Here is a 20,584-nt window from a genome sequence, read left to right as displayed (position 1 = left end):
AACATGGAGAACACAAACATTATAATCGTTGACGACCACAAGATTTTTAGAGATGGTTTGATAATGCTGTTAAGCAATTTCAATTTTGTAACGGTTGTAGGCGAAGCTGCCAATGGTGAAGAATTTCTGGAACTTATTAAAGATGTAGAACCCGACATTGTTTTAATGGATATTAACATGCCAAAAATGAACGGCATTGAAGCCACAAAACATGCACTCAAAAAATATCCTGAGTTAAAGGTAATTGCACTTACTTCTTTTGCCGACGATGAATATATAGAGCAGATGATTTCGGCCGGCGTGGAAGGCTACATGCTAAAACGCTCGGATATTGAAGACTTTGAGGAGGCCATAAAAAAAGTTGCCGATGGCGGAAGTTACTTCTCTGCAGAAATCATTAAAGTAATTTCGCGCAATTTATACAAAGACAAAGAGCGTAAGTCGGGCGAGCAACTACTAGATAAATTTACTTCGCGCGAAAAAGAAATTCTGAATCTGATTTGTAAAGGCCTAAACAACGAACAAATTGCCGAATTAATTCATTTAAGCCCAAAAACGGTGGAGAAACACAAAAGCAATCTTTTCCAAAAAACAGAAACTTTCAATACCGTTAACCTGGTTATTTACGCGTTTAAAAATCAGCTTATTTCGCTGTAACAATCCGTTATCCATTCAAAGAAAAAACAACAAGTCCAAACTTCTGAGCAAAAAGAAAGCTGCTCTTAGAAAAGAACAGCTTTCAGATGATTGGTATATATTACTTAATACTAATTTCCATTCATTTCAAGAATCGTAAATTCTGTTCTACGGTTTTTACGATGATCTTCTTTTGAACAAGCAACACCATCATCGCAATGGTTTACTAACTGCGATTCGCCATATCCCTTAGCAGTAATTCTGTCCTCATCTATACCTTTGCTTACGATATATCCAACTGCTGAATCTGAACGTTTCTGACTCAGGATTTGGTTATATGCATCACTACCACGACAGTCGGTGTGCGATCCTAATTCAACTTTCCAGTCAGGATTATCCTGCATAACTTTTACTAACTTATCCAGCTCAACTTCTGATGCAGGTAAAATATTCCATTTGTCGAAGTCGTAATAAATATTTTCCATAACGAACTTCTGTTTAACTTCAACTTTTTCAACCCATAAGGTATCGCGAACTACACCAAAAGGTTTTCCAACTGTAGTAATTGTTTTCGAATCGTTCATATAGCCATCAATATTACTGGCTACAGGATAGCTTTTGCCTCCTTCCAATTCTTTCTTAAATACAGTACCCGCAATCAACTCGGCTACGCCGTCAAATGTAATATTTGCATCTTCCATCGGCTCCATTGTCTTTCTATCCATAACCACCAATTCAAGATGGTATAAACCTTCAATCAGAACCTTATAAATATCATCGCTACCCATTCCTCCTTCTTTGTTCGAGCAATAGTAACCAACTTCTCCTTCAGGATGAATTACAAAACCAAAATCATCTCCTTCAGAGTTTAATTCGGTTAGTTCAGCAACTCCGCTCATTTGATCGCCAAACAGTCCAACATTGTAGATATCCAAATCTTCACTTGCTTCTCTTCCATTTGATGCAAAAACCAGGAATTTGCCTTTGTAAATAAACGGAAACATTTCGTTCTTATCTGTATTTACGCCGCTGCCCATGTTATGCATTTCGCCCCAGGTTCCGTTTGTGCGAACCGCCTTGTAAATATCTGTTCCTCCGAGCCCCTTTTCAGGAATATCTGAAACAAAATACAAGGTATCGCCCGTAACTGTTACGCTGGGATGCCCCACCGAATAAGCCGGATCGTTAAATGGCAACTCACCTGTTTTCTGCCACTCGCCATCAATCTTTTTGGCGATGATGATTTTTAGCCGGATATCTGCCTTTTGATAAACTTTATTGCGTACAATCGGATTTTCGAAATTACTTAAGGTTACAAAAAGCTCTCCGGTCGCCTCGCAATACGAAACCGGGCCGGCATGGTAACCTTCGCTTGCCTCGGCCAGCATAGCGCTTTTACCTGATTTTACATTACCTGTCGCGTCCGTTGGAGTTGAATAAAGGTTATAATAGATTTTCTTTTTTGAACCACTATTTAACTTTTCAATCTCTTCGTCGGTATAAGCCGAATACCAAAGTTCATCGCCCACGAAACCGGGACCAAAATCACTTTGTGTTGTATTTAGGTTGGTCTTTTCGGTTTCGAGTTTGACCATTTTTTTAAAATAAATACATTCTTGTTGAGCAAACACCAACATTGGTATAAATGCAAAAAGAAAAAGTAATACTCTTTTCATAATTATTTGAATTTAGGATTTTCAGAAAACTTGTTCAATATTATACATATAAAATATTAAGAAAGCATCCGGCTTCTTAATACGACCCTTATTTTTGCAACTTTTAATTGCATTTAGAGACACCAAGTTAGACTATTTTATGTAATTAATCAAGTCTTTTTCTGAGCATTACCACATTTTCCACGTGATGTGTATGAGGAAACATATCTACGGGCTGAATTTTCTCAATTTGGTACAACGAATCAAGCATTCCGAGGTCGCGTGCCTGGGTGGCAGGATTACAACTAACATAAACAATTTTATGTGGCTGCATCTTTAAAATAGTCTCAACTACATCGGCATGCATACCTGCCCGCGGGGGGTCGGTAATTACCACTTCGGGGTTGCCGTGCTCGCTTATAAATGTGTCGTTAAGAACATCTTTCATATCACCGGCAAAAAAACGTGTATTTGTTATATCGTTGAGTTTCGAATTGATTTTGGCATCTTCAATTGCCTCCGGTACATATTCAATACCCACTACTTTTTTTGCCTTTTTTGCCACAAAATTAGCGATAGTACCGGTGCCGGTATACAGGTCGTAAACGATCTCATCTCCTGTTAGTTCGGCTAAATTGCGCGTTACCTTGTATAGCTCGTAAGCCTGTTCAGAGTTGGTTTGATAAAAGCTTTTTGGACCGATCTTAAATTGTAATCCCTCCATTTCTTCCAGCACATAATCGCGCCCCGAAAACACGTTTATCTCCTGATCGGTGATCGTATCGTTTCCTTTTGTATTAATAACGTACATTAATGATGTTATCTCGGGAAACTCGCTTTGAACAGCTTCCAACAAGCGTTCGCGTGCCGGTTCATCTTCGTGAAAGAAACTTACGATAACCATTACCTCTCCGGTTGATGTGGTTCTGATTATCAGTGTCCTCAGGAATCCTTTCTGCTCGCGAATATCGAAAAATGATAGTTTTTCTTTGAGGGCATAGTTGTAAATAAAGTTGCGAATTTGGTTTGATGGATCGTCCTGTAACCAGCATTTATCAATATTCACCACTTTATCGAATAAGCCGGGAACGTGAAAACCAAGCGCATTCGGATCTTTAATTTCCTCATTGCTTTCCACTTCCTCGTAACTTAACCAGCGTTTATTCGAAAAAGTGTACTCCATTTTATTTCGGTAGAAGGTGTTCTTTTCAGACCCCTTAATTGGCAACATTTCAGGCATTTCCACTTTACCGATTCTGGTTAGCTGATCCTGCACCTGTTTTTGTTTGTAGAACAATTGCTTTTCGTATGGCAGAATTTGCCATTTGCATCCGCCACATACACCAAAATGCTCGCAGAAAGCCTCAGTTCTGTCTTCGCTGTAGGCTTTAAACGCTCTTACATTGGCCTCCTGATAACGTTTTCTCTTCTTTGTTACCTGCAAGTCAACCACATCGCCGGGAATGGCCAGTTTAGTAAAAACAACCACATCACCTACGCGTGCAACGGCTTTTCCTTCTGCACCAATATCTTCAATTTTTACATCCTCGTAAAACGGCTTATTTCTTTTTTTTCTTCCCACGCTTTCTAATTTTGCGCAAATATAATTCAATAATCAATACTGCATTATTATTGCTTTAGCAGTGATTTCCCAAATAAACATAGTTTTTCCCATTTTGGGAAAACCAACCTTTTTTATATACACAGAAGTGATTTTATGTTTTACAAAGCTTTTCTGCTTTAATCATTTCCTTATATTTGCTATTGATTTAATGGTTGGTTTTATTTTCAATAAGTAAAACTTAAAAGGGGAAAGCGACTTCTGTATTTATGATTGGTTTTGTGTTTAGGGGTTTGTAAATTATCAATCATCTTCAAAAAGCGTCCATAGAGCTTTCCCCTTCCTTTTTGCCCGCGAGGGCATTTTTTATGTCTGCATTTTTGACAATTCCCATCTGCAATATTCCTCCCAATAAAAAATATTGGCGATCGTGTTCACAGAGTACGCCAAACACAAATTGTTTTTCAGCCAATCCTCTGATAGCTAACATTAGTCAATTCTTTGTGATCTTATAAACGATTTTAAAAGCTGGTCAACCATCTCCTAACATCGAAAAAACTATCATCATTAAAACAATTGTTATAATGATAATCAATGTTATGATGTACCATTCAAATGTTATCAATATATTACATACCTTGTCATTTTCACACCAGCTGAAACAATATTTGGAAATTCAAAACCATATCAACAATGAAAAAAAATCTAAAAACCATCTTTACAAAAGGGCTTGCGTCAATTCTCATTCTTGCCACTTTTGCCAGCTATGCGCAGGAAAAGAAACCTGTATTATCAGGAACAGAGCGAATAAAAATGTTCAGCCAGCAAAAGGAATTCGCAGAATCATCGCCCTACAAAGATCATCATTGGCAATATATTGGCCCCACAAATATTAGTGGCAGATGTACTGATGTTGAAGCCATTTCACCACGAGGCAACCAGTACACCATTTGGGTCGGATCAGCAACCGGAGGCGTTTGGAAATCGGTAAATGAAGGAACGACTTTTGAATCCGTGTTTGATGAAATGCCTACCGCTTCCATTGGCGACCTGGCTATCGACCCTCAAAACAATGATGTTGTTTGGGTTGGAACCGGTGAAGCGAACATTTTCAGAAGCTCGAATGCCGGATGTGGTATATTTAAAACCACCGACGGAGGAAAATCGTGGAAAGCAATGGGTTTGGAAAACACTCATACTATTGGAAGAGTTAGAGTACATCCCTCAAATTCAGATATCGTTTACGTTGCGGCAACTGGCCACGAATGGACCCCCAATAAAGAACGTGGATTATACAAAACTACCGACGGAGGAGAAACATGGGATAAAATCCTGGAAATAGATGAAAACACCGGCGTATTCGACCTGGTGCTTGATCCTTCAAACCCGGAAACAATTTACGCCACAAGCTGGGAAAGAATGCGCCTGAAATGGAACGACCCGAGAACGTTCGAAAAAACCAGGCACTGTGGAATCTGGAAATCAACCGACGGAGGGAAGAACTGGAAACAAATCAATAAAGGTTTGCCTGAAGCAAAAAATCGCGGACGCATAGGGATTGACATTTCGCCAAGCAACCCAAATGTCCTCTACGCTTTACTCGATAATTATGAAATTGCTTACAAGGCAGAAAAAGGAGAACTGGACTCATACAACCGTCAGAAACAAGATGTAATAAAAGGTGCCACAGTTTACAAATCAATAAACGCCGGAGAGACATGGGAGAAAACCAGTGGGTTAACTCCTGAGACAAAAGTATATATGGAAAATCATTCGGGAACATATGGTTGGGTTTTCGGTCAGATCAGAATTGATCCGAAAGATGAGAACACCATCTATACCCTGGGCATATGGTTGAACAAATCAACTGACGGAGGAAAAACATTCACAAGCATTCGCGAACCGCATGCCGACCACCACGGACTTTGGATCGATCCGAACAACCCTAACTATATTATTGATGCACAAGATGGAGGAATTTCGATATCTTACGATAAAGGTGACACATGGAAACACCCTATTGAACCGCTGCCTCTTGCACAATTTTATAATGTAGCTTTTGATTACAGCACACCATTTCGCGTATTCGGCTCAATACAGGATCATCACAGTTATTACGGAACAGTAGATCTTTCGTATGGAAGAGACAGGGCCCGACAAGTTAAATTTGAACACACTTTGGGAGCCGAAGGAAGCACACACGTAATTGATCCGCGCGATAATAACACCGTTTATGCCAGCGTATTTTACGGGAATCTGGCCCGTGCCAAAGTGGATAGTTATCCGGCGAGCACCAAACAGGTACTTCCTCCGAATTATCCTGATGAACCGGCCTTGCGCGGACAGTGGGTTTCACCAATTGTAATGTCAGCACACAACAACGACATTATTTATTTTGGCACCCAGTACGTTATGAAATCAGTGGACAAAGGAAGTACATGGGAAAAAATTAGCCACGACTTAACTTTTAACAATCCCAATAAGTTCGGAGATATTAATTATCAAACCATCCAGACTTTGGATGAATCGCCGCTTTTACATGGTTTACTTTATGCCGGAACTGACGATGGCCGAATTTGGCGCACAAAAGACGGAGGGAAAAACTGGAACGAAATAAGAAACGGAGCCGTGCCTCAGCGCTGGGTGTCCAGAATCGTTGCATCGAAATACGAACTGGGAACCGTTTACATGACACAGACCGGCAGACGTGATGATGACTTCCAGGTATACGTATGGAAATCGACCGATTTTGGAGAAACCTGGGAGGACATTTCCGGTAAAATTCCTGTTGGTCCGGTTAACGTTATTCGCGAAGACCCGTTCAATCCCGAGATTTTATACCTGGGAACTGACGCATCCGTTTATATCAGCAAAGACAAAGGTGCCAGCTGGAACGTATTGGGCGACCTGCCTTTCGCATATGTACACGATCTGCAAATTCATCCGCGCGACAACATGATTATAATTGCCACACATGGCCGTGGGGTTTTTGTGATGGACGCAAATCCGGTTAACGAGAAAGAAAAGTTTATGCGCAGAAGAAGATTTGAACCTGAACCATAAAGGTTTATTACCCGATAGAATAAAAGGTCGTTTGCTTTAGCTTAAACGACCTTGTTTTATTACCTTAAATCCGTTTTTTTCAAACAATATCGAAAATAGCGTTGCGCTGGAATAAATGGCCTATAATTTCTTTAGTACATATTTTCCATCCGTAATACTACGGACCATATCTATTCCATTATCGGAACGGTCGGTTGATTAAATTAAATGCTCGGTCGTTTCCGAACGGTTTTTGCCCATCAAAATCCGACCTTTCAAATAATCGGGAAGCCCACCACTGGCAAGGCTAATTACAATTGGCACCAAATCACCAAAATCAATTAACTCATCAGTCATAAACCCACTCGTTCCCCCAGGTGAAAGTTGTTTATACATTTCGGGAAACCAGATTACAAAAGGCACCCGATAATCATAATTAATACCATTGGTCTTTCCACGAGGCTCTCTCGCCGTGATCGGCAAAAAAGAAAATTAAAGTACTGTACGCAAATTATTTTTTCATCACGATCACCGCAAATAGGAGGCGTGTCAAATTCTGTTTCACCAATTCTGTCCAATACCAACAATTTTTCCCATATATTATTCCGGTACCATTCGTATGGATTTGTAATTGTTCAAGATTGGTGCGAATCTTCGAAATTAACAACAGTAAAAAAGGGCTGCCCAGGTTTACGTTTCCACCAACCTGCTTTGTTCGAACTTTCGTTCCACGCTTCTTTTGTAAATACTTCTACATTACCAACGTTGTAGTCAGTTTTGACATTATTTATTACGTAATATCCTTCTTGTTGCAAATAACACGGAAAGCCAGGAATAAACGAAGAGATTGGAAAGTTAATGTGATGATTTCCAGTTCCTATTTCATAGGTGCGCACACCGGTTATTATGGTATTTCTTTTGAAGAACAAACTGTTCCGGTTGAGAATGCATAGGTAAAACGGACTCTTTCTTCGGCCAACTTATCAATTGCTGGAGTGCTAGCATTTTGGTTGCCATAGCAGCTGTACGCAAAAATGTCCAAAGTAAAAAGGCTTTTGAAACCTGTGATGTTCACCATAGAAACAATGCAATTATAAGTTTTGCTTTAATACCTACAAAGTAAAAACCAATCAGACTCTAGTGGTCTTATTTGCAAATACTTATCTGGTTCCATATGAGTAATTACTATCCACTAAGATCTAATTTCGACATTTTTATTGATTTTTCATAAACGTAGACTTTTTAATCCTTAGTAGATAAATACTTCCTACTTACGACTGCACTGTAGTAGGCAATGACTATAAAAGCAACGGCCGGAACCCAGAAGGCCATTTTGATACTTCCCGATTGATCGGAAACAATTCCCTGAATTTGTGTTAAAACAGCAGCACCGGCGATGGCCATTACCATTCCTGCTCCTCCAATTTTTGTGTCCTCGCCCAAGCCTCTCATACCCAAGCCATAAATTGTCGGAAACATTAGCGACATGCATCCCGAAATACACATTAGCGCATAAACCCCAATCCAGCCTTCGGCATAAATGGTAATAACACTAAAAATGACTGCTAAAACTGCAAGAATTGTTAAAAGTGTTCTTGGTTTGAAATAACGCATTAAGCCTGTGCATAAAAACCTTCCAACTACAAAAAGAATAAGAGAAAGAATATAATAGGTAGCCCCTGCTTGTTCTGCTGTTCTAGGTAAAAAAGCCTTTAATCCCAACCATTCGGTAACATTGTAAAAGCCTGCAGCTATTGGTTCAATACCGCGCAGCGTATCCACGATACTATTCATATTAGGATTGGGTCCCAGGTTGTTAACTGCTGCATCAAGGTTAAACTGCTGCATGACGTACCTGATTACGAACGACCAAACGGCTATTTGAGCTCCTACATAAAGAAATTGGGCAAAAACCCCCCACACATAGTTCTTGTTTTTAATCAATCTGCAAAAAGTACCTGCAAAATCAAGATTTTTCTCCCCTTCTTTCATTTTAGGCATCCGGGTAAAATAAATGGCCAGAAAAAGACCAACCATTGCTAGCCCTAGACCCATATAGGTCATGGTTACTGCATTTAGTTCTCCAACCTGAATCCTGAGTAATTCGTCTTTTGGAAGCAAAGTCCTTTCCTCGGCATTCATCGTATTTAGTTGAGACAGGACAAATACCTGGCTCAAAATAACACCTGTTATTGCACCAAAAGGATTGAATGACTGAGCCAAATTCAATCGTTGTGTTGCAGTCGACTCATGACCAATTGCGAAGACATAGTTATTTGTGGATGTTTCGAGAATAGACAGCCCGGCAAAAAGTACAAACAAGGATAGCAGAAACATCATAAAACTAATGTTGATATTAACGTAAGCCAGTTGCATTGCAGGATAAAACATAAATGTACCCAATGCATACATGCCAAGGCCCAATAACACCCCGGATTTATAGGTGTATTTTTTTATAAAAAGCGCTGCTGGTATGGCCAGCCCTCCATAACCGAGCAAGTAACAAGACAGTTGTATCCAGGCGGTCTTGGCGTCCGTAAGACTCATTATCCTTTTAAATGCTGCCAACATGGTATCAGTCATATTATTCGGAATTGCCCAGGCGAAGAACAGTGTGGTTAAAAGAATAAATGGTAGTATAATATTTTTCGCAACGATAGGTTGTTTTTCCATGATGTTTTATGCGTCAATTAATTAAACTTTTGTGAGATGGAATGCAGGTTTAAATTGAATAGGTCGTTAACTAATCCGGCCATTTGAATCGGATCACCCTGGACATGTACAACCCTTTGAATATGTGTAAGAGATTGTCCCGGCTGAAGCATTGCTCCCGGCGATGAAGTCTCTATCTCGTAAAATGGCCCCATGATAGAACCATCCTCCAGCGGACCATCATTATACGCATTAACAGCATCTCCGTCATAAGGATCGTCCTGATCTCCCCATTGTGAGTTTACATATTCAGCCTTTTCTTTAGGTAATGACCCCCATACCAGTGTAAGTATGTTCTTTTCGGAATCATAGCTCCCGCACATATTTTGTGCTCTTCCCGGTGGGATACCGATCTTACTGCGATACCTGCCATCAATTTTAAAATAGATTGTACCCGGTTCTACAATCAAACGATCCGATGGCACTTTCCCGAAATATTCATCGTTCACTACTGTGCCCGCTGCACCTGTTTCGTATGGGATAAAAACTGTTGTTGTTGGAGAAGGATTGAACATTGACAATAACCATATCGACAACAAACCGCCATCTTTATTCCAGGCTTTATCTCCCTGGTTAGTAATGGTATTTTCCGACTGGTAAGCAACAACATCAAGAATATCTGACGGGAAATCAGCTTCGAACAGCGTTGAAAGAGTATCTTCTGACAGAAGCTCGATGGTTCGTCTAATTGAAAAATTGAAATGAGTGCCGGAAGCATTTATTAGTTCGGTGTTTTTCTCAAAAGTAACATGCGCGCTACTTTTATCCTTGATATCAAATCGCTCCGTATCAATTACCGCGGGAACTTTCCAGTTGGAATGAACTTGTTCTTTCCCTTTTTCGAAATAAATGGAGAAAGGACCACCTTCCGGCCCCAGCCAGAACCGTTCTTCTCCTCCTACCGGATTAAACTGTTCACTTACCTCGCCTGATTGAATTAAATCATAATTTATCCAACCATAACTATTCCCCTTTTCTTTATTGGCCGACGAGGTCATTACCCGCCCCTGATATCCGGGAGCAAGTAGAACCATCGCACCGGTATTCTCATCTTTTAACTCTACTGTTTCAATGTTATTCTCTTTTAAGAAAGCAACATCATATCCATAAGTTCCTTGTTCGAACCCATTAAGTAATTTATTCACTTGGTTTGATTTTTTTCCTCCGGAATTTGCACAGGAAACAAAAATAAGTAACGTAATTCCCCATGTAAATCCTCTTATCAAGAAGGTTTTAGTTTTATTCATTTTATGTCAGGTTTTATTCTCTTTCAGTTGTATAACACCTTGCAATTGAGGCATGCCGTCATCCTTACTAATTAACTTCAAGCTCCTCCCATTCAGGCAGTTCAGGGAAACTTGCATGTGGTTCAGCCTGGTACCAAAATGCAACCGAGGATATATCGGACTTCTGTGGCAAATATCTTCGGCCATGTCTCCATCCCAAATCTTGTATGGTAACTTTTAAATCTTCTTCAAACCGAATTGGATCTACAATGTGCCATCGATAAAGCCCAAACCGCTGTTGGGACTTATATGTTCCATCCGGACGAATAACCTGATGCAGACCGGCATAGGGAGTACAAAATTCCTTGTATTGTCCTTCTCTGTCAAAATTATATGAACCGCAGAAATAATCTTCGGTACCAGTACCGCAAATTGTAGGGAATTTTCCATCTCCATCGATGAAGAATTTTATTTCTCCTTCACCCCACCAGCCTTTATTATTAACTCCCCAAGCTAGGTAAAGTCCTACAAAATGTCCTTTTCCCTTAATTTTATCGATGATTGTATAATCAGATGTTTCATTGGGATTTGCTCTGTTAAATTGAGCATGAAAATAGGCTGCATCGTCTGGCACATCTGTCAGGGTATAATCAATTTGGTAGTATAACCGCATCTCATTCATGTCGTTGATGTTCTCCATCGTGATTTTACATTTTTTGCGAAAAGGCATAGGCCAGTAACAATTAAAAGCGCTACCCGGATTCACACAAACAGCCTGCGATACAAGTGGTGCATACTCTCCCCAACCCATCGCAAAAAAGTCACCTACTGGTACTTCTACTGATGGCGTTTCTTCATCATCATAATAAATCCGTATAATAGAAAAACGCCAATTCCCTGTAGGCGTCATCCAAATATGTTGAATCGCACCCGGGCCATTAATTTCTGCCAACGTGAAAGTTTCTCCCGGTTTAATTCGTACATAAGGATTGACCTTCCAGCCTTGTCCCAAATCCCGTGCAGCTTGAGATGCATTTGCAGTATTTACAGGAGCATCCGGATTCGGAATAGCCATACCTCCCTTTCCTTTTTCACCGGTAAAGTTCTCGGGACTGATTGAGCGTGTTTGAGCATCGGACAATCGGTAAAGATTTCCCATATTCATTTCCAGTCCGTTAAATGTAGTTTGGGAAAAAACCTGACCAGCCAAAAAACAAGCCATAAATAAAATTACAATTCGTTTCATAGTTTATTTTAATTAATCGGTTAAGCAGTATTGTAAAGTTACACGAACTTTTTGTTTAACGCATTTCAGTAAATTCCAAATAATCAAGGGAAAAATAGTTTGGAGCCCATTCGGGGTATCCTTGTTGTTCTTCCGCGATAATAAATTCAATTTTATTCTCACCGGTTTTTAAGTAAACAGCTCCAATGGTTTTCTTTTTATAATGAGGTTCGGACTCATAAAGATTGATCTTATGGTTCAATTTTTTACCGTTAAAATTGATCTGATAATCTCCATAAAATTTTCCCCCAACAAATCCGCTCTGCAACTTGTATTCTCCTTCAACATTAGAATAGAAGTAGAAAGTGATGGTATCGCCAGGTGCTCCATCGTACCACTTTACATATACTTTATTGCTTAAATCAAATTGTGTATCAGGTATCATAGCCATACTTCTTTTCTTGTTTCCGCATGAATTAGAAAACACCATATGTTCTGCTTCAATCTTTCCGTTTTTCAACTCATTAGGAATGATATCGGTAAATTCAAGAGCCACTTTTTCCTGTGCAGCAAGGTAATCTGGTTTAATGTTAGACTTCCCGCCAGGTAATAAATAGTAAAACGACACGGGCGCATAATTGATTGAAGTAGCCTGCCAGTGCCAAAGTTCCATGTCGAGTTTAAGCTTCTCGTTAAAAGGTAACGCATCCAAACCTCTGTATCTGCTGTTTACTACGTATCCGGGCTTTGCATTTCCGGTAGCATCGGGTTGAGCCAGATAGGGATGGTTTGAATATGCTTTTGAATCGCCTCCCCAGGCATATCCGTAATAATCTTCTGTTCCAGTTCCAAAGTGAGAAGGGAAGGTATCTGAATCTATGTAAATTTTTTCATCACCCTCGCCCCACCAATTGTACGCCGTATTGAAAAGCGTTAAAGCATCGCCAACGTAAACTCCCTGCCCGTTTAATTCAACAAAATTGATGTCGAAATAATTACCATTATCGTTGTTTGTTAATCCTTCGCGAGTAAATAAATTGGTGTACTGATGCCACGAACAACCAAAATGCATACTGGTTTTATCCCACGTCCACTTACGCAAAGCGATATTACCATTTATTTTTACCTGCTGGCTGCCTATGTTTTTTATCGAAACGGTTGCTTCCTGTTTGAAAGGCATTAGCCAGAATGCATGCATTAAACCAGTTGTGTCAACCCTGGTATACCAGGTATTTATATTTCGTATCTGATACCCTGTTCCAAAAAAGTCACCTACGGGGCACCAGATGGTTTTTTCACCATCAAATTCAATGCTCAAAATAGTTGAACGTAATGCCTGTTCTAAATTGTCAGCTTCTAATTTAATTATTAAGCTTTCAATGGCTTTACTACCACTAATGGTTGCGGAATATATTTCATCCGGATTCAAGGTTGATGAGATTGTCTCCTTGCCGTCACTTCCGGTTTTTAAACCGTCGGTTCTTTGTGTTAAATCGTTTTGCACATTTTCAATCAGCTCTCTGGCCTCCGAAAGTTGTTGCCTGCTGAATGTTTGCACATGAGTTCCTTTCGGATAGGCACGATAATTTATAGCATAATAAACAATTTCGCCTGAACGTTTCGGTTTCCCTTCAATGGGTTCGAATTTGGTTTCGTAGGTAACTTTGCAATTTTTTTGAAACGGAATAGGCAAATATAAGTTATGTCCACGCCGAAGTAGCGGAGATAAATCAGAAACTGAAGTTGCCAAAGGTTCTCCAACTAGTGCTTGCCCACTTAATAAGTCAAGAACGGGACCTTCAACTTCTGGAATCGTATCGTTATCAAAGTAAAACCGGAGTGTTCCGCTTCCAGGTTCTTTACCGGCAAAAGTCATCCAAAATCGGACAATAGCGCCTGGTCCTTCAAAATCCATCAATACAAATTCTTTCCTTCCCTGATTAAATTCAGCGCGGGTGTAATTATTTCGGTCGTCGTTTGCAAACCAATTGCTATCGGGGGCAACAGCATTTCTGTCGTAGCTGCTAAATTGCCCCAGTTTATAAGGTGCCTCCGGCAATTTTGCCAACACTTCCCGGTTTGTCATTTCCTGCAGCAATGATTGTATTGAAATTTCGTTTGGCTGAGAGGTGCAACTCACAATTATACCTGTAAATACAATCCACAATGCAAGCGAAATGCTTTTGTATATCGATGTTTTCATTGTCTATTTATTTAATTCATTTTTCAACAATTGTTCTAACTCTGAAACAACCTCGGGATATTTGAGGTATACATTTGTTTTTTGGTAAGGATCTGTATCTAAATTGTAGAGTTGTGCCGGTGGTGCATCTTCTTTGATTTTGCCATTTTCAATATCGCTATTAACCTGCCCGGTTAGCAAATGGGCGGCAGCGCCACCTAAATTATGGTCGCCAATATTTTTGCCGTTAAAACCACCTTCGTTTTGCGCTGAAATGTAAACCCATTTATCTTTTCTTATGGCAATATTTTTTTTCCGAGAAGGGCATAAGACTATTTGATGCCTTCCTTTGGCATCATTATCTCCCAGTAGAACATGCAACATATTTTTACTGTCAATTTTTGATGAATCAATTGGTTGATTGACTAGTGTAGCCAAAGTGGCAAGCATATCAACATTCCCAATTAATTTATCCGATTCAATTCCTGAAGCAATGTTCCCGGGCCACCTGGCAATTAACGGGATTCTGTGGCCACCCTCCCATGCTCCAAACTTAAATCCCAGCAACTCTCCGTTAAGCTTGTGCCCGGCACGCCAGGCATCCTGGCCTCCCTGGTTCAACATTCCACCATTATCGCTTGTGAATATTACTAAGGTGTTTTTATCCAATCCTTCATCCTTTAATACCGTCATTATTTCACCAATAATCCAATCCAGTTCGTGAATAAAATCACCGTATCGGCCAGCTTCCGAGGTGCCAACAAATCTTTCTGCCGGGGTAAACGGATGATGAATATTGGTAGTTGCATAGTATAAAAAGAATGGCTTCTTTTTGTGTTTTTTTATCCAATCAACAGCTTGTTCTTTCAGTTTAGTTCCAACCTCCCGGTCGTTATATTTTGCGTGGGCTGCTTTTGCTCCACCCATTAAATCCATCCCCATTTTCTCGGGGAACCACTGTGTTTCTGCTTTTTCGCCATAAACCAAAGGATCCTCAGGCACCCAACCTACAACCTTGTGGTTTTCAACATAAACAAATGGTGGGTGACTATTTACCACAGGAACCCCAAAGTAATAATCAAAGCCTATTTCAAGCGGGCCGGGTTTAAGCGGCTGGTTCCAGTCCACAGGTTTTTCAGAACCAAAGCCAAGATGCCATTTCCCGATGCAGGCTGTTGCATAACCTGCTTTTTTCATAACACCTGCAATGGTTGTTTGAGTAGTATCGATAAGAAGTGGACTTTTATAAAAAACAGGGTGCCATAAATCCTTGCGAAAAGGGTATTGTCCGGTTAATAGTGCATATCTTGAAGGAGTACATACAGAAGATACAGAATGAGCATCGGTAAATTTAATTCCTTCTATAGCCAATTTATCAATATTGGGTGTTTTAACTTTGGTTGCTCCATAGCAACCTACATCGCCATAGCCCAAATCATCAACATTAATAAGTATTACATTTGGTTTTTCTGATTTTTCAGACTTCAATAACTGATTACATGAGCTTGTAAGTGCAAAAACAAGAATCAGCTGAATCATATTTATAAACTTCATCATAGAAGGGATTATTTTTTAATAATTGCCGATATTTTTTGTACACCACACATCGTAATCATTCAGTAACTCATCAAGTTTTTCCGGATTGGTATTTGCAAGGTTTATACGTTCACCCGGATCATTCTTCACGTTAAAAAGTTTCAATGTTGTATCATTCACGATCGGTTTGATATAGAAATTGGATGGTCTGCTCTTCCAGTGGTTTTCATTTGTATTGGTCAACTTCCAGTCTCCCTTTCTAACGGCCCACGTTTTTTGCCATTTCCATACTAAAAGCCGGTTAGAGTCTGGTTGAAATAAATTTATACCGTCTATTGTGTGATCCTCTATTTTTACGCCGGATATTTCAGCAATAGTCGGGAGTATATCAAGTGTTGAAACATAGTCGGTTTGAGTTTGTCCCGGTTTAATTTTGCCCGGCCAGCTTATGAGCATGGGCACCCGAATCCCTCCTTCCCAAAGTGAATATTTGCCTGCAGTTAGCGGGCTGTTATTTGCACCTGTTAATGGCGATCCGCCATTATCCGACACATAGATTATTATTGTTTCCTCATCAATTCCTTCATTTGATATGGCTTCGAGTAGTTTCCCAATATTTTCATCTAAACAATCCAGGTTTGCGAGATAATAGTTTCGTATGTCGGTTTCATTTATTGCGCCTATTCTCGAGTATTTGTCGTAATATGCTGAGTAAGATCCCGGCTCATGAGAGCCATACGCCAACATACTATCGGGATTGTAGTTTTCAATCGGTTCTGCATTGTACTTTTCCAGATATTTTTGTGGTACTTCATGAATTAAATGGTGCACCGAGCTATAAGCCAGGGTAAGAAAAAAAGGTTTGTCTCGTTCCGTTTTAATGTATTGTATGGCTTCATCAGTTAAAATGTCGGTAAGATATCCATCCGAATAACTTTTTTCTCCGTAATTATGCATAAGCGGACCAAGTACAGCACTTGTGCCACTTGGGTCGGGTGTCCGGTCTTTAATATCTTTAGAAAGCAGCCAGTAATCATGGGCATGTGCATTAAAACCTAAAAATTCATCATACCCATGTTTTAAGGGATATTCCCGGGTATCGTATTTATGAAAATTTCGGCCTAAATCATTCTTACCAATTCTTGCTGTAGCATAACCTACCTCCTTCAGATATTCTGCAATGGTTTTTACCGATTCGGGTAAACCCGGCCCCCAGCTGGCAGGAATATCCCAGCGAAATTGGTTCTTACCAGTGAGCATTCCTACACGAGATGGGCTACAAACAGGAGCTGTTGTATAGGCTTGCGTATATACAATACCCGATTGAGCCAGTTTATTTATATTGGGGTTTACCACTCTGGGATCGCTGTTATCGAAAGCCTCAAAATCAGCATATCCCTGATCATCAACAACGATTAATAAAATATTTGGGTGTTTTTCTGCCTTAATTGATTTCTCCTGGTTTGCACAAGAGAAAACAGCTAAAAGCAGTATTAAGCTAATCAGTTTGCTCATAACTCTTCATTTACTTTTAATTCAACATAAACAGGAAAATGGTCGGAAGGGTAATTATTTTTGATAAACCCTTACATAAGCAATTTCAAACTGCGACGGAAAAATGGAATCATCTATTCCAAATTTTCCACCCCAGTTACCTCCAACGGCCAAATTCAGAATGAGATGAAATTCCTGGTCGAATGGCCATTCTGCTGATGTTTGATTCTTATTCAGAAACTGATGGGTATTTCTACCATCGATAAAAAACAGGATCTTTTCGCTGTCCCAGATTATACTGTAATTGTGAAATTTATCGCCAATACTATCAACTTTGGTAGACTTGCCAACCTGTGTTCCTAATAGGTGATTAAAGCTTTTGGTATGTACGGTTTGAAAAATAGTGTCGGGTGAATAGCCCACAAATTCCATTATATCTATTTCTCCACTTCGGGGCCATCCCCCATAAGCAGATTCTGTGGGCAACATCCAGATGGCCGGCCACAGTCCTTTTCCTTTCGGCAACTTTGCCCGAACATCAATTTTACCATATCTCCAGTCCCCTTTATTTTTGGTTGTTAATCTGGCAGAGGTATAATCATTTTTATCCGTTTTTTGGGCGCGGGCAGTAATAATCAGTTTACCATTTTCTATTTTCGCATTTAATGTATCGGCACTGGTGTAATACTGTTTTTCGTTGTTTCCCCATCCATGTCCACCGATATCGAAATTCCATTTTGTGGTATCGGGAATTCCGGCACCTGAAAATTCATCGTTCCAGATTAACTTCCAATCCAGAATGTATTCAACGTTATTAACAAGTTCTTTTAAAAGCTCTGGTTCATCGGTTGTTATGTAATCAAAATCGTTTCCTAACAACCACTCCATATCTTGTCTGGTGTTGGCAGTCCAGGCGTTTAAACTTAGGCCTAAAGTTTTAGCTGCAGAAATCCATTCAGGTGATTCTTTGTACTTTTGTGTTTTGTAATCTAAGCCTCCAATTTCATCTTTTTGCAATTGCTCCGGACTTTTATAACCACCTAAAAACTGAGTATTTGCATTCGGACTTTTTGATTTAATTCGTTTTAATACATCGTAGTTGAAGCTGATATAAGCAAGAATATGGTTTTCAGCATTTAGATTGCTAACCAATTCCAATACCTTATCGGTCATTCTGATATTCCGGTCTTTATTTTTTGTGGCTTTTATTTCGCATACAAGACCGGTTGTGTTGTTGTCTTTTAGTCCGGCTTTAATAAACTCTTTTAATGTGGGAATGCTTTCACCGTTAGAGAGCTTAAATTTTGATAATTGTTTGTATGTGGATTCTTCAACTATCAAATTATTAAACTCAGCATCGTGATTAACAACTAACACTTCGTCTTTTGTCATCCGCACATCAAACTCTGCCCCGGTACAACCCATCTTTATTGCTTGTTGCAGCGCTGCAATCGAATTTTCAGGCAGTTGTGCATTTTTCCACGCTCCGCGATGAGCAATTATTTTGTTATTCGCAAAACTGATTTTCTCTTGGGCACAAGCATGAAGCGTGTTAACGCCTATCAGAAAAAATACAAATAGGATACGTATATTCATTCTTATTGAATAGTGATTCTTGTAAATAAAAGTTGAACTATACAATTTAAGGACAGAACAACTGCCCTTAAATTGTATAAGTATTAGATAATTTAAATACCCAATGATTGTTTACTCAGGATATCCTTCGTTTTGCGGGTAATTTGTACCTAAAAGATTTAGCTCGGCAATTGGTATGGGCCAATTTACGTAATGAGCTTGCACCGCGGTTCTTGCATGATCAAAGTCACCAGCGTCATCGCCGGCATATTGTTGTATCTGTGTTAAGAACGTGCCTGTACGCTTTAGAAAATAAAAACGTTGCCCCTCGAATGCCAATTCACGTGCTCTTTCATCCATTATTGCCTGCATATCAACACTTGCTATGCTTTCGGCATTTGCCCGGTTTCTAACGGTATTAATATATTCTAACGACTTGGATGTATTTCCCAACATCAGATAAGCCTCTGCGCCAATTAAATAGGTTTCGGCCAAACGGTAAACCATAATAGTAGAAATGTGACTGGCATTGGAAGGTTCTGCTGTTTCCTGCCTGTACTTAATGCACCCTGGATTTAGCATTCGGTAGTAGTTCTTCCTTTCATTTTTGTTACCATTAGGGCTATATACTTTTATAGTATCCCCTAATTCAACTCCTTCAGGCAGATTTTCTGCATCATTATACCGATAAACTGTAATGTAATAATTGCCATCATCTCTGTCATCGTCGGGATCCTCAGCTAATAGTCTTTGTAAATAATCATTCATTAACAATCCACCAAGTCCATTACCTCCGTTTTCAATTGAAAAGGTGGCACCCTGAATAACATCATATTGCGGAATTAGCTGGAAATTCATTTGGTTTCTTCCACCACCAGAAATATAGTCATCTTCTTTATATTGGATCGAAAATAAATTTTCAGAATGGTCCATGTCGTTGAGAAATACCTCATTGGTAGTTGGAACCAAGGCATAATTTCCGTTGTTGATAATGGCATCGGCCTGTGCAGCTGCTTCTTCATAGTTATTTTGCCAAATGGCTACTTTGGCTTTTAAATGTCGAGCTGCTGCCTGGGTCCAACGACCGGGTTCAGTGGTGGTCCACTCCAAACTGTTTATAGCATCATCCAAATCGCTGTTTAGTAGCGCGAAAATCTCTTCAACAGATGACTTATTCTCAGGTCTTTCAAAAGCATTATCAGGAGTAGTAGGCTCTGTTGTAACAAATATGTTATTAAACTGCCTGTATAATGTAAAATACGAATTTGCTCTGAAACACTTGGCCTCAGCCAACAATACTTGTTTTCTGTTTTCATCTTCAAAATTAACATCTTCGGCATAAGCAATAAGTGCATTGCATCGGTCAATTAAACGATAGTAATGTTTCCAGAATACATCGAGCCTTTTTGTTCCATATCTGGTTTGATCAACACCCCAGCTTACCTGACGCGACATAAAAGCAAGTTCGCCTGCACGGGGCAATACCAAATCAGTTTTTGCTGAAGGAACTAGCGGGATTGCTGAATTAGATAGGCCCCCACTTTGATAAAGCTGACGGTTAATATTATATAATCCAACAGTTGCTAATTCAAGCCCTTCCGGTGTACTATAAATAAAATCTACCGAAGTTTCAGATAACAATTCATCCTCTAAATAATTTTCACACGATGATGTAACCATTAGCAGACTAATGGTGGTTAATATTATGCTAAGTTTGAAATAATTTTTTATATTTTCCAT

Annotated in this window: 14 protein-coding genes; 2 read left to right on the top strand and 12 right to left on the bottom strand. The window is 39.6% G+C overall.

Annotation, left to right across the window (positions count from 1 at the left end):
- The first annotated feature begins 3 nt into the window (after positions 1–3).
- On the top strand, positions 4–657 hold the full coding sequence (locus LH29_RS06510) for a response regulator transcription factor (protein WP_045026955.1): 654 nt from the start codon (positions 4–6) through the stop codon (positions 655–657).
- Positions 658–767: 110 nt separating this feature from the next.
- Here LH29_RS06510 and LH29_RS25050 read toward each other — a convergent pair whose 3' ends face one another.
- The 3 genes from LH29_RS25050 to LH29_RS24530 all read right to left on the bottom strand — a co-directional run bounded on the left by LH29_RS25050 (position 768) and on the right by LH29_RS24530 (position 4,342).
- Complete coding sequence (locus LH29_RS25050) at positions 768–2,312, bottom strand: OmpA family protein (protein ID WP_052670638.1); 1,545 nt, start codon at positions 2,310–2,312, stop codon at positions 768–770.
- 145 nt (positions 2,313–2,457) lie between these two features.
- The gene (gene rlmD, locus LH29_RS06500) at positions 2,458–3,873 is read right to left on the bottom strand and encodes a 23S rRNA (uracil(1939)-C(5))-methyltransferase RlmD (RefSeq protein ID WP_045026952.1); all 1,416 of its coding nucleotides are present in this window, start codon (positions 3,871–3,873) and stop codon (positions 2,458–2,460) included.
- 292 nt (positions 3,874–4,165) lie between these two features.
- A complete protein-coding gene (locus LH29_RS24530; protein ID WP_157493591.1) occupies positions 4,166–4,342 on the bottom strand; it encodes a hypothetical protein in 177 nt (58 codons plus the stop codon).
- A 203-nt stretch (positions 4,343–4,545) separates the two neighbouring features.
- Here LH29_RS24530 and LH29_RS06495 point away from each other — a divergent pair, with 203 nt between their 5' ends.
- A complete protein-coding gene (locus LH29_RS06495; RefSeq protein WP_045026949.1) occupies positions 4,546–6,915 on the top strand; it encodes a WD40/YVTN/BNR-like repeat-containing protein in 2,370 nt (789 codons plus the stop codon).
- Between the two features lie 198 nt (positions 6,916–7,113).
- On the opposite strand, the gene LH29_RS24525 is transcribed toward LH29_RS06495, so the two are convergent.
- From LH29_RS24525 to LH29_RS06450, 9 genes are all read right to left on the bottom strand, one after another.
- Positions 7,114–7,251, bottom strand: a complete 138-nt coding sequence (locus tag LH29_RS24525) for a hypothetical protein (RefSeq protein ID WP_157493590.1) — start codon at positions 7,249–7,251, stop codon at positions 7,114–7,116.
- 885 nt (positions 7,252–8,136) lie between these two features.
- The gene (gene fucP / locus LH29_RS06485; RefSeq protein ID WP_045026947.1) at positions 8,137–9,567 is read right to left on the bottom strand and encodes an L-fucose:H+ symporter permease; all 1,431 of its coding nucleotides are present in this window, start codon (positions 9,565–9,567) and stop codon (positions 8,137–8,139) included.
- A gap of 17 nt (positions 9,568–9,584) precedes the next feature.
- The gene (locus LH29_RS06480) at positions 9,585–10,751 is read right to left on the bottom strand and encodes a DUF6786 family protein (RefSeq protein WP_045028834.1); all 1,167 of its coding nucleotides are present in this window, start codon (positions 10,749–10,751) and stop codon (positions 9,585–9,587) included.
- A gap of 169 nt (positions 10,752–10,920) precedes the next feature.
- Positions 10,921–12,078, bottom strand: coding sequence for a glycoside hydrolase family 172 protein (locus LH29_RS06475; protein ID WP_045026944.1), 1,158 nt, complete (start codon positions 12,076–12,078; stop codon positions 10,921–10,923).
- A 55-nt stretch (positions 12,079–12,133) separates the two neighbouring features.
- Complete coding sequence (locus tag LH29_RS06470) at positions 12,134–14,260, bottom strand: DUF2961 domain-containing protein (RefSeq protein WP_045026941.1); 2,127 nt, start codon at positions 14,258–14,260, stop codon at positions 12,134–12,136.
- A 3-nt stretch (positions 14,261–14,263) separates the two neighbouring features.
- A complete protein-coding gene (locus LH29_RS06465) occupies positions 14,264–15,796 on the bottom strand; it encodes a sulfatase family protein (protein WP_082063440.1) in 1,533 nt (510 codons plus the stop codon).
- A gap of 15 nt (positions 15,797–15,811) precedes the next feature.
- Positions 15,812–17,290: a sulfatase family protein gene (locus tag LH29_RS06460; protein ID WP_045026938.1), complete on the bottom strand. Its 1,479-nt coding sequence runs from the start codon at positions 17,288–17,290 to the stop codon at positions 15,812–15,814.
- A gap of 54 nt (positions 17,291–17,344) precedes the next feature.
- The gene (locus tag LH29_RS06455) at positions 17,345–18,865 is read right to left on the bottom strand and encodes a glycerophosphodiester phosphodiesterase family protein (protein ID WP_045026936.1); all 1,521 of its coding nucleotides are present in this window, start codon (positions 18,863–18,865) and stop codon (positions 17,345–17,347) included.
- 111 nt (positions 18,866–18,976) lie between these two features.
- Positions 18,977–20,584 (bottom strand): RagB/SusD family nutrient uptake outer membrane protein, encoded by a 1,608-nt coding sequence (locus tag LH29_RS06450; protein WP_045028830.1) that lies wholly within the window; start codon positions 20,582–20,584, stop codon positions 18,977–18,979.

It is taken from the genome of Draconibacterium sediminis (assembly GCF_000949475.1).
Lineage (GTDB): Bacteria > Bacteroidota > Bacteroidia > Bacteroidales > Prolixibacteraceae > Draconibacterium > Draconibacterium sediminis.
The sequence above is the reverse complement of the archived record's forward strand: the minus strand, read 5'-3'. Positions and strand labels throughout refer to the sequence as shown.

What these genes read in the sequence shown, in the direction of transcription:
- LH29_RS06510 (WP_045026955.1), top strand. Translation starts at nt 4, where the DNA reads ATGGAGAACACAAACATTATAATCGTTGACGACCACAAGATTTTTAGA.
- LH29_RS25050 (WP_052670638.1), bottom strand. Translation starts at nt 2,312, where the DNA reads ATGAAAAGAGTATTACTTTTTCTTTTTGCATTTATACCAATGTTGGTG.
- LH29_RS24530 (WP_157493591.1), bottom strand. Translation starts at nt 4,342, where the DNA reads ATGTTAGCTATCAGAGGATTGGCTGAAAAACAATTTGTGTTTGGCGTA.
- LH29_RS06495 (WP_045026949.1), top strand. Translation starts at nt 4,546, where the DNA reads ATGAAAAAAAATCTAAAAACCATCTTTACAAAAGGGCTTGCGTCAATT.
- LH29_RS24525 (WP_157493590.1), bottom strand. Translation starts at nt 7,251, where the DNA reads ATGACTGATGAGTTAATTGATTTTGGTGATTTGGTGCCAATTGTAATT.
- fucP (WP_045026947.1), bottom strand. Translation starts at nt 9,567, where the DNA reads ATGGAAAAACAACCTATCGTTGCGAAAAATATTATACTACCATTTATT.
- LH29_RS06475 (WP_045026944.1), bottom strand. Translation starts at nt 12,078, where the DNA reads ATGAAACGAATTGTAATTTTATTTATGGCTTGTTTTTTGGCTGGTCAG.
- LH29_RS06470 (WP_045026941.1), bottom strand. Translation starts at nt 14,260, where the DNA reads ATGAAAACATCGATATACAAAAGCATTTCGCTTGCATTGTGGATTGTA.
- LH29_RS06465 (WP_082063440.1), bottom strand. Translation starts at nt 15,796, where the DNA reads ATGATGAAGTTTATAAATATGATTCAGCTGATTCTTGTTTTTGCACTT.
- LH29_RS06460 (WP_045026938.1), bottom strand. Translation starts at nt 17,290, where the DNA reads ATGAGCAAACTGATTAGCTTAATACTGCTTTTAGCTGTTTTCTCTTGT.
- LH29_RS06455 (WP_045026936.1), bottom strand. Translation starts at nt 18,865, where the DNA reads ATGAATATACGTATCCTATTTGTATTTTTTCTGATAGGCGTTAACACG.
- LH29_RS06450 (WP_045028830.1), bottom strand. Translation starts at nt 20,584, where the DNA reads ATGGAAAATATAAAAAATTATTTCAAACTTAGCATAATATTAACCACC.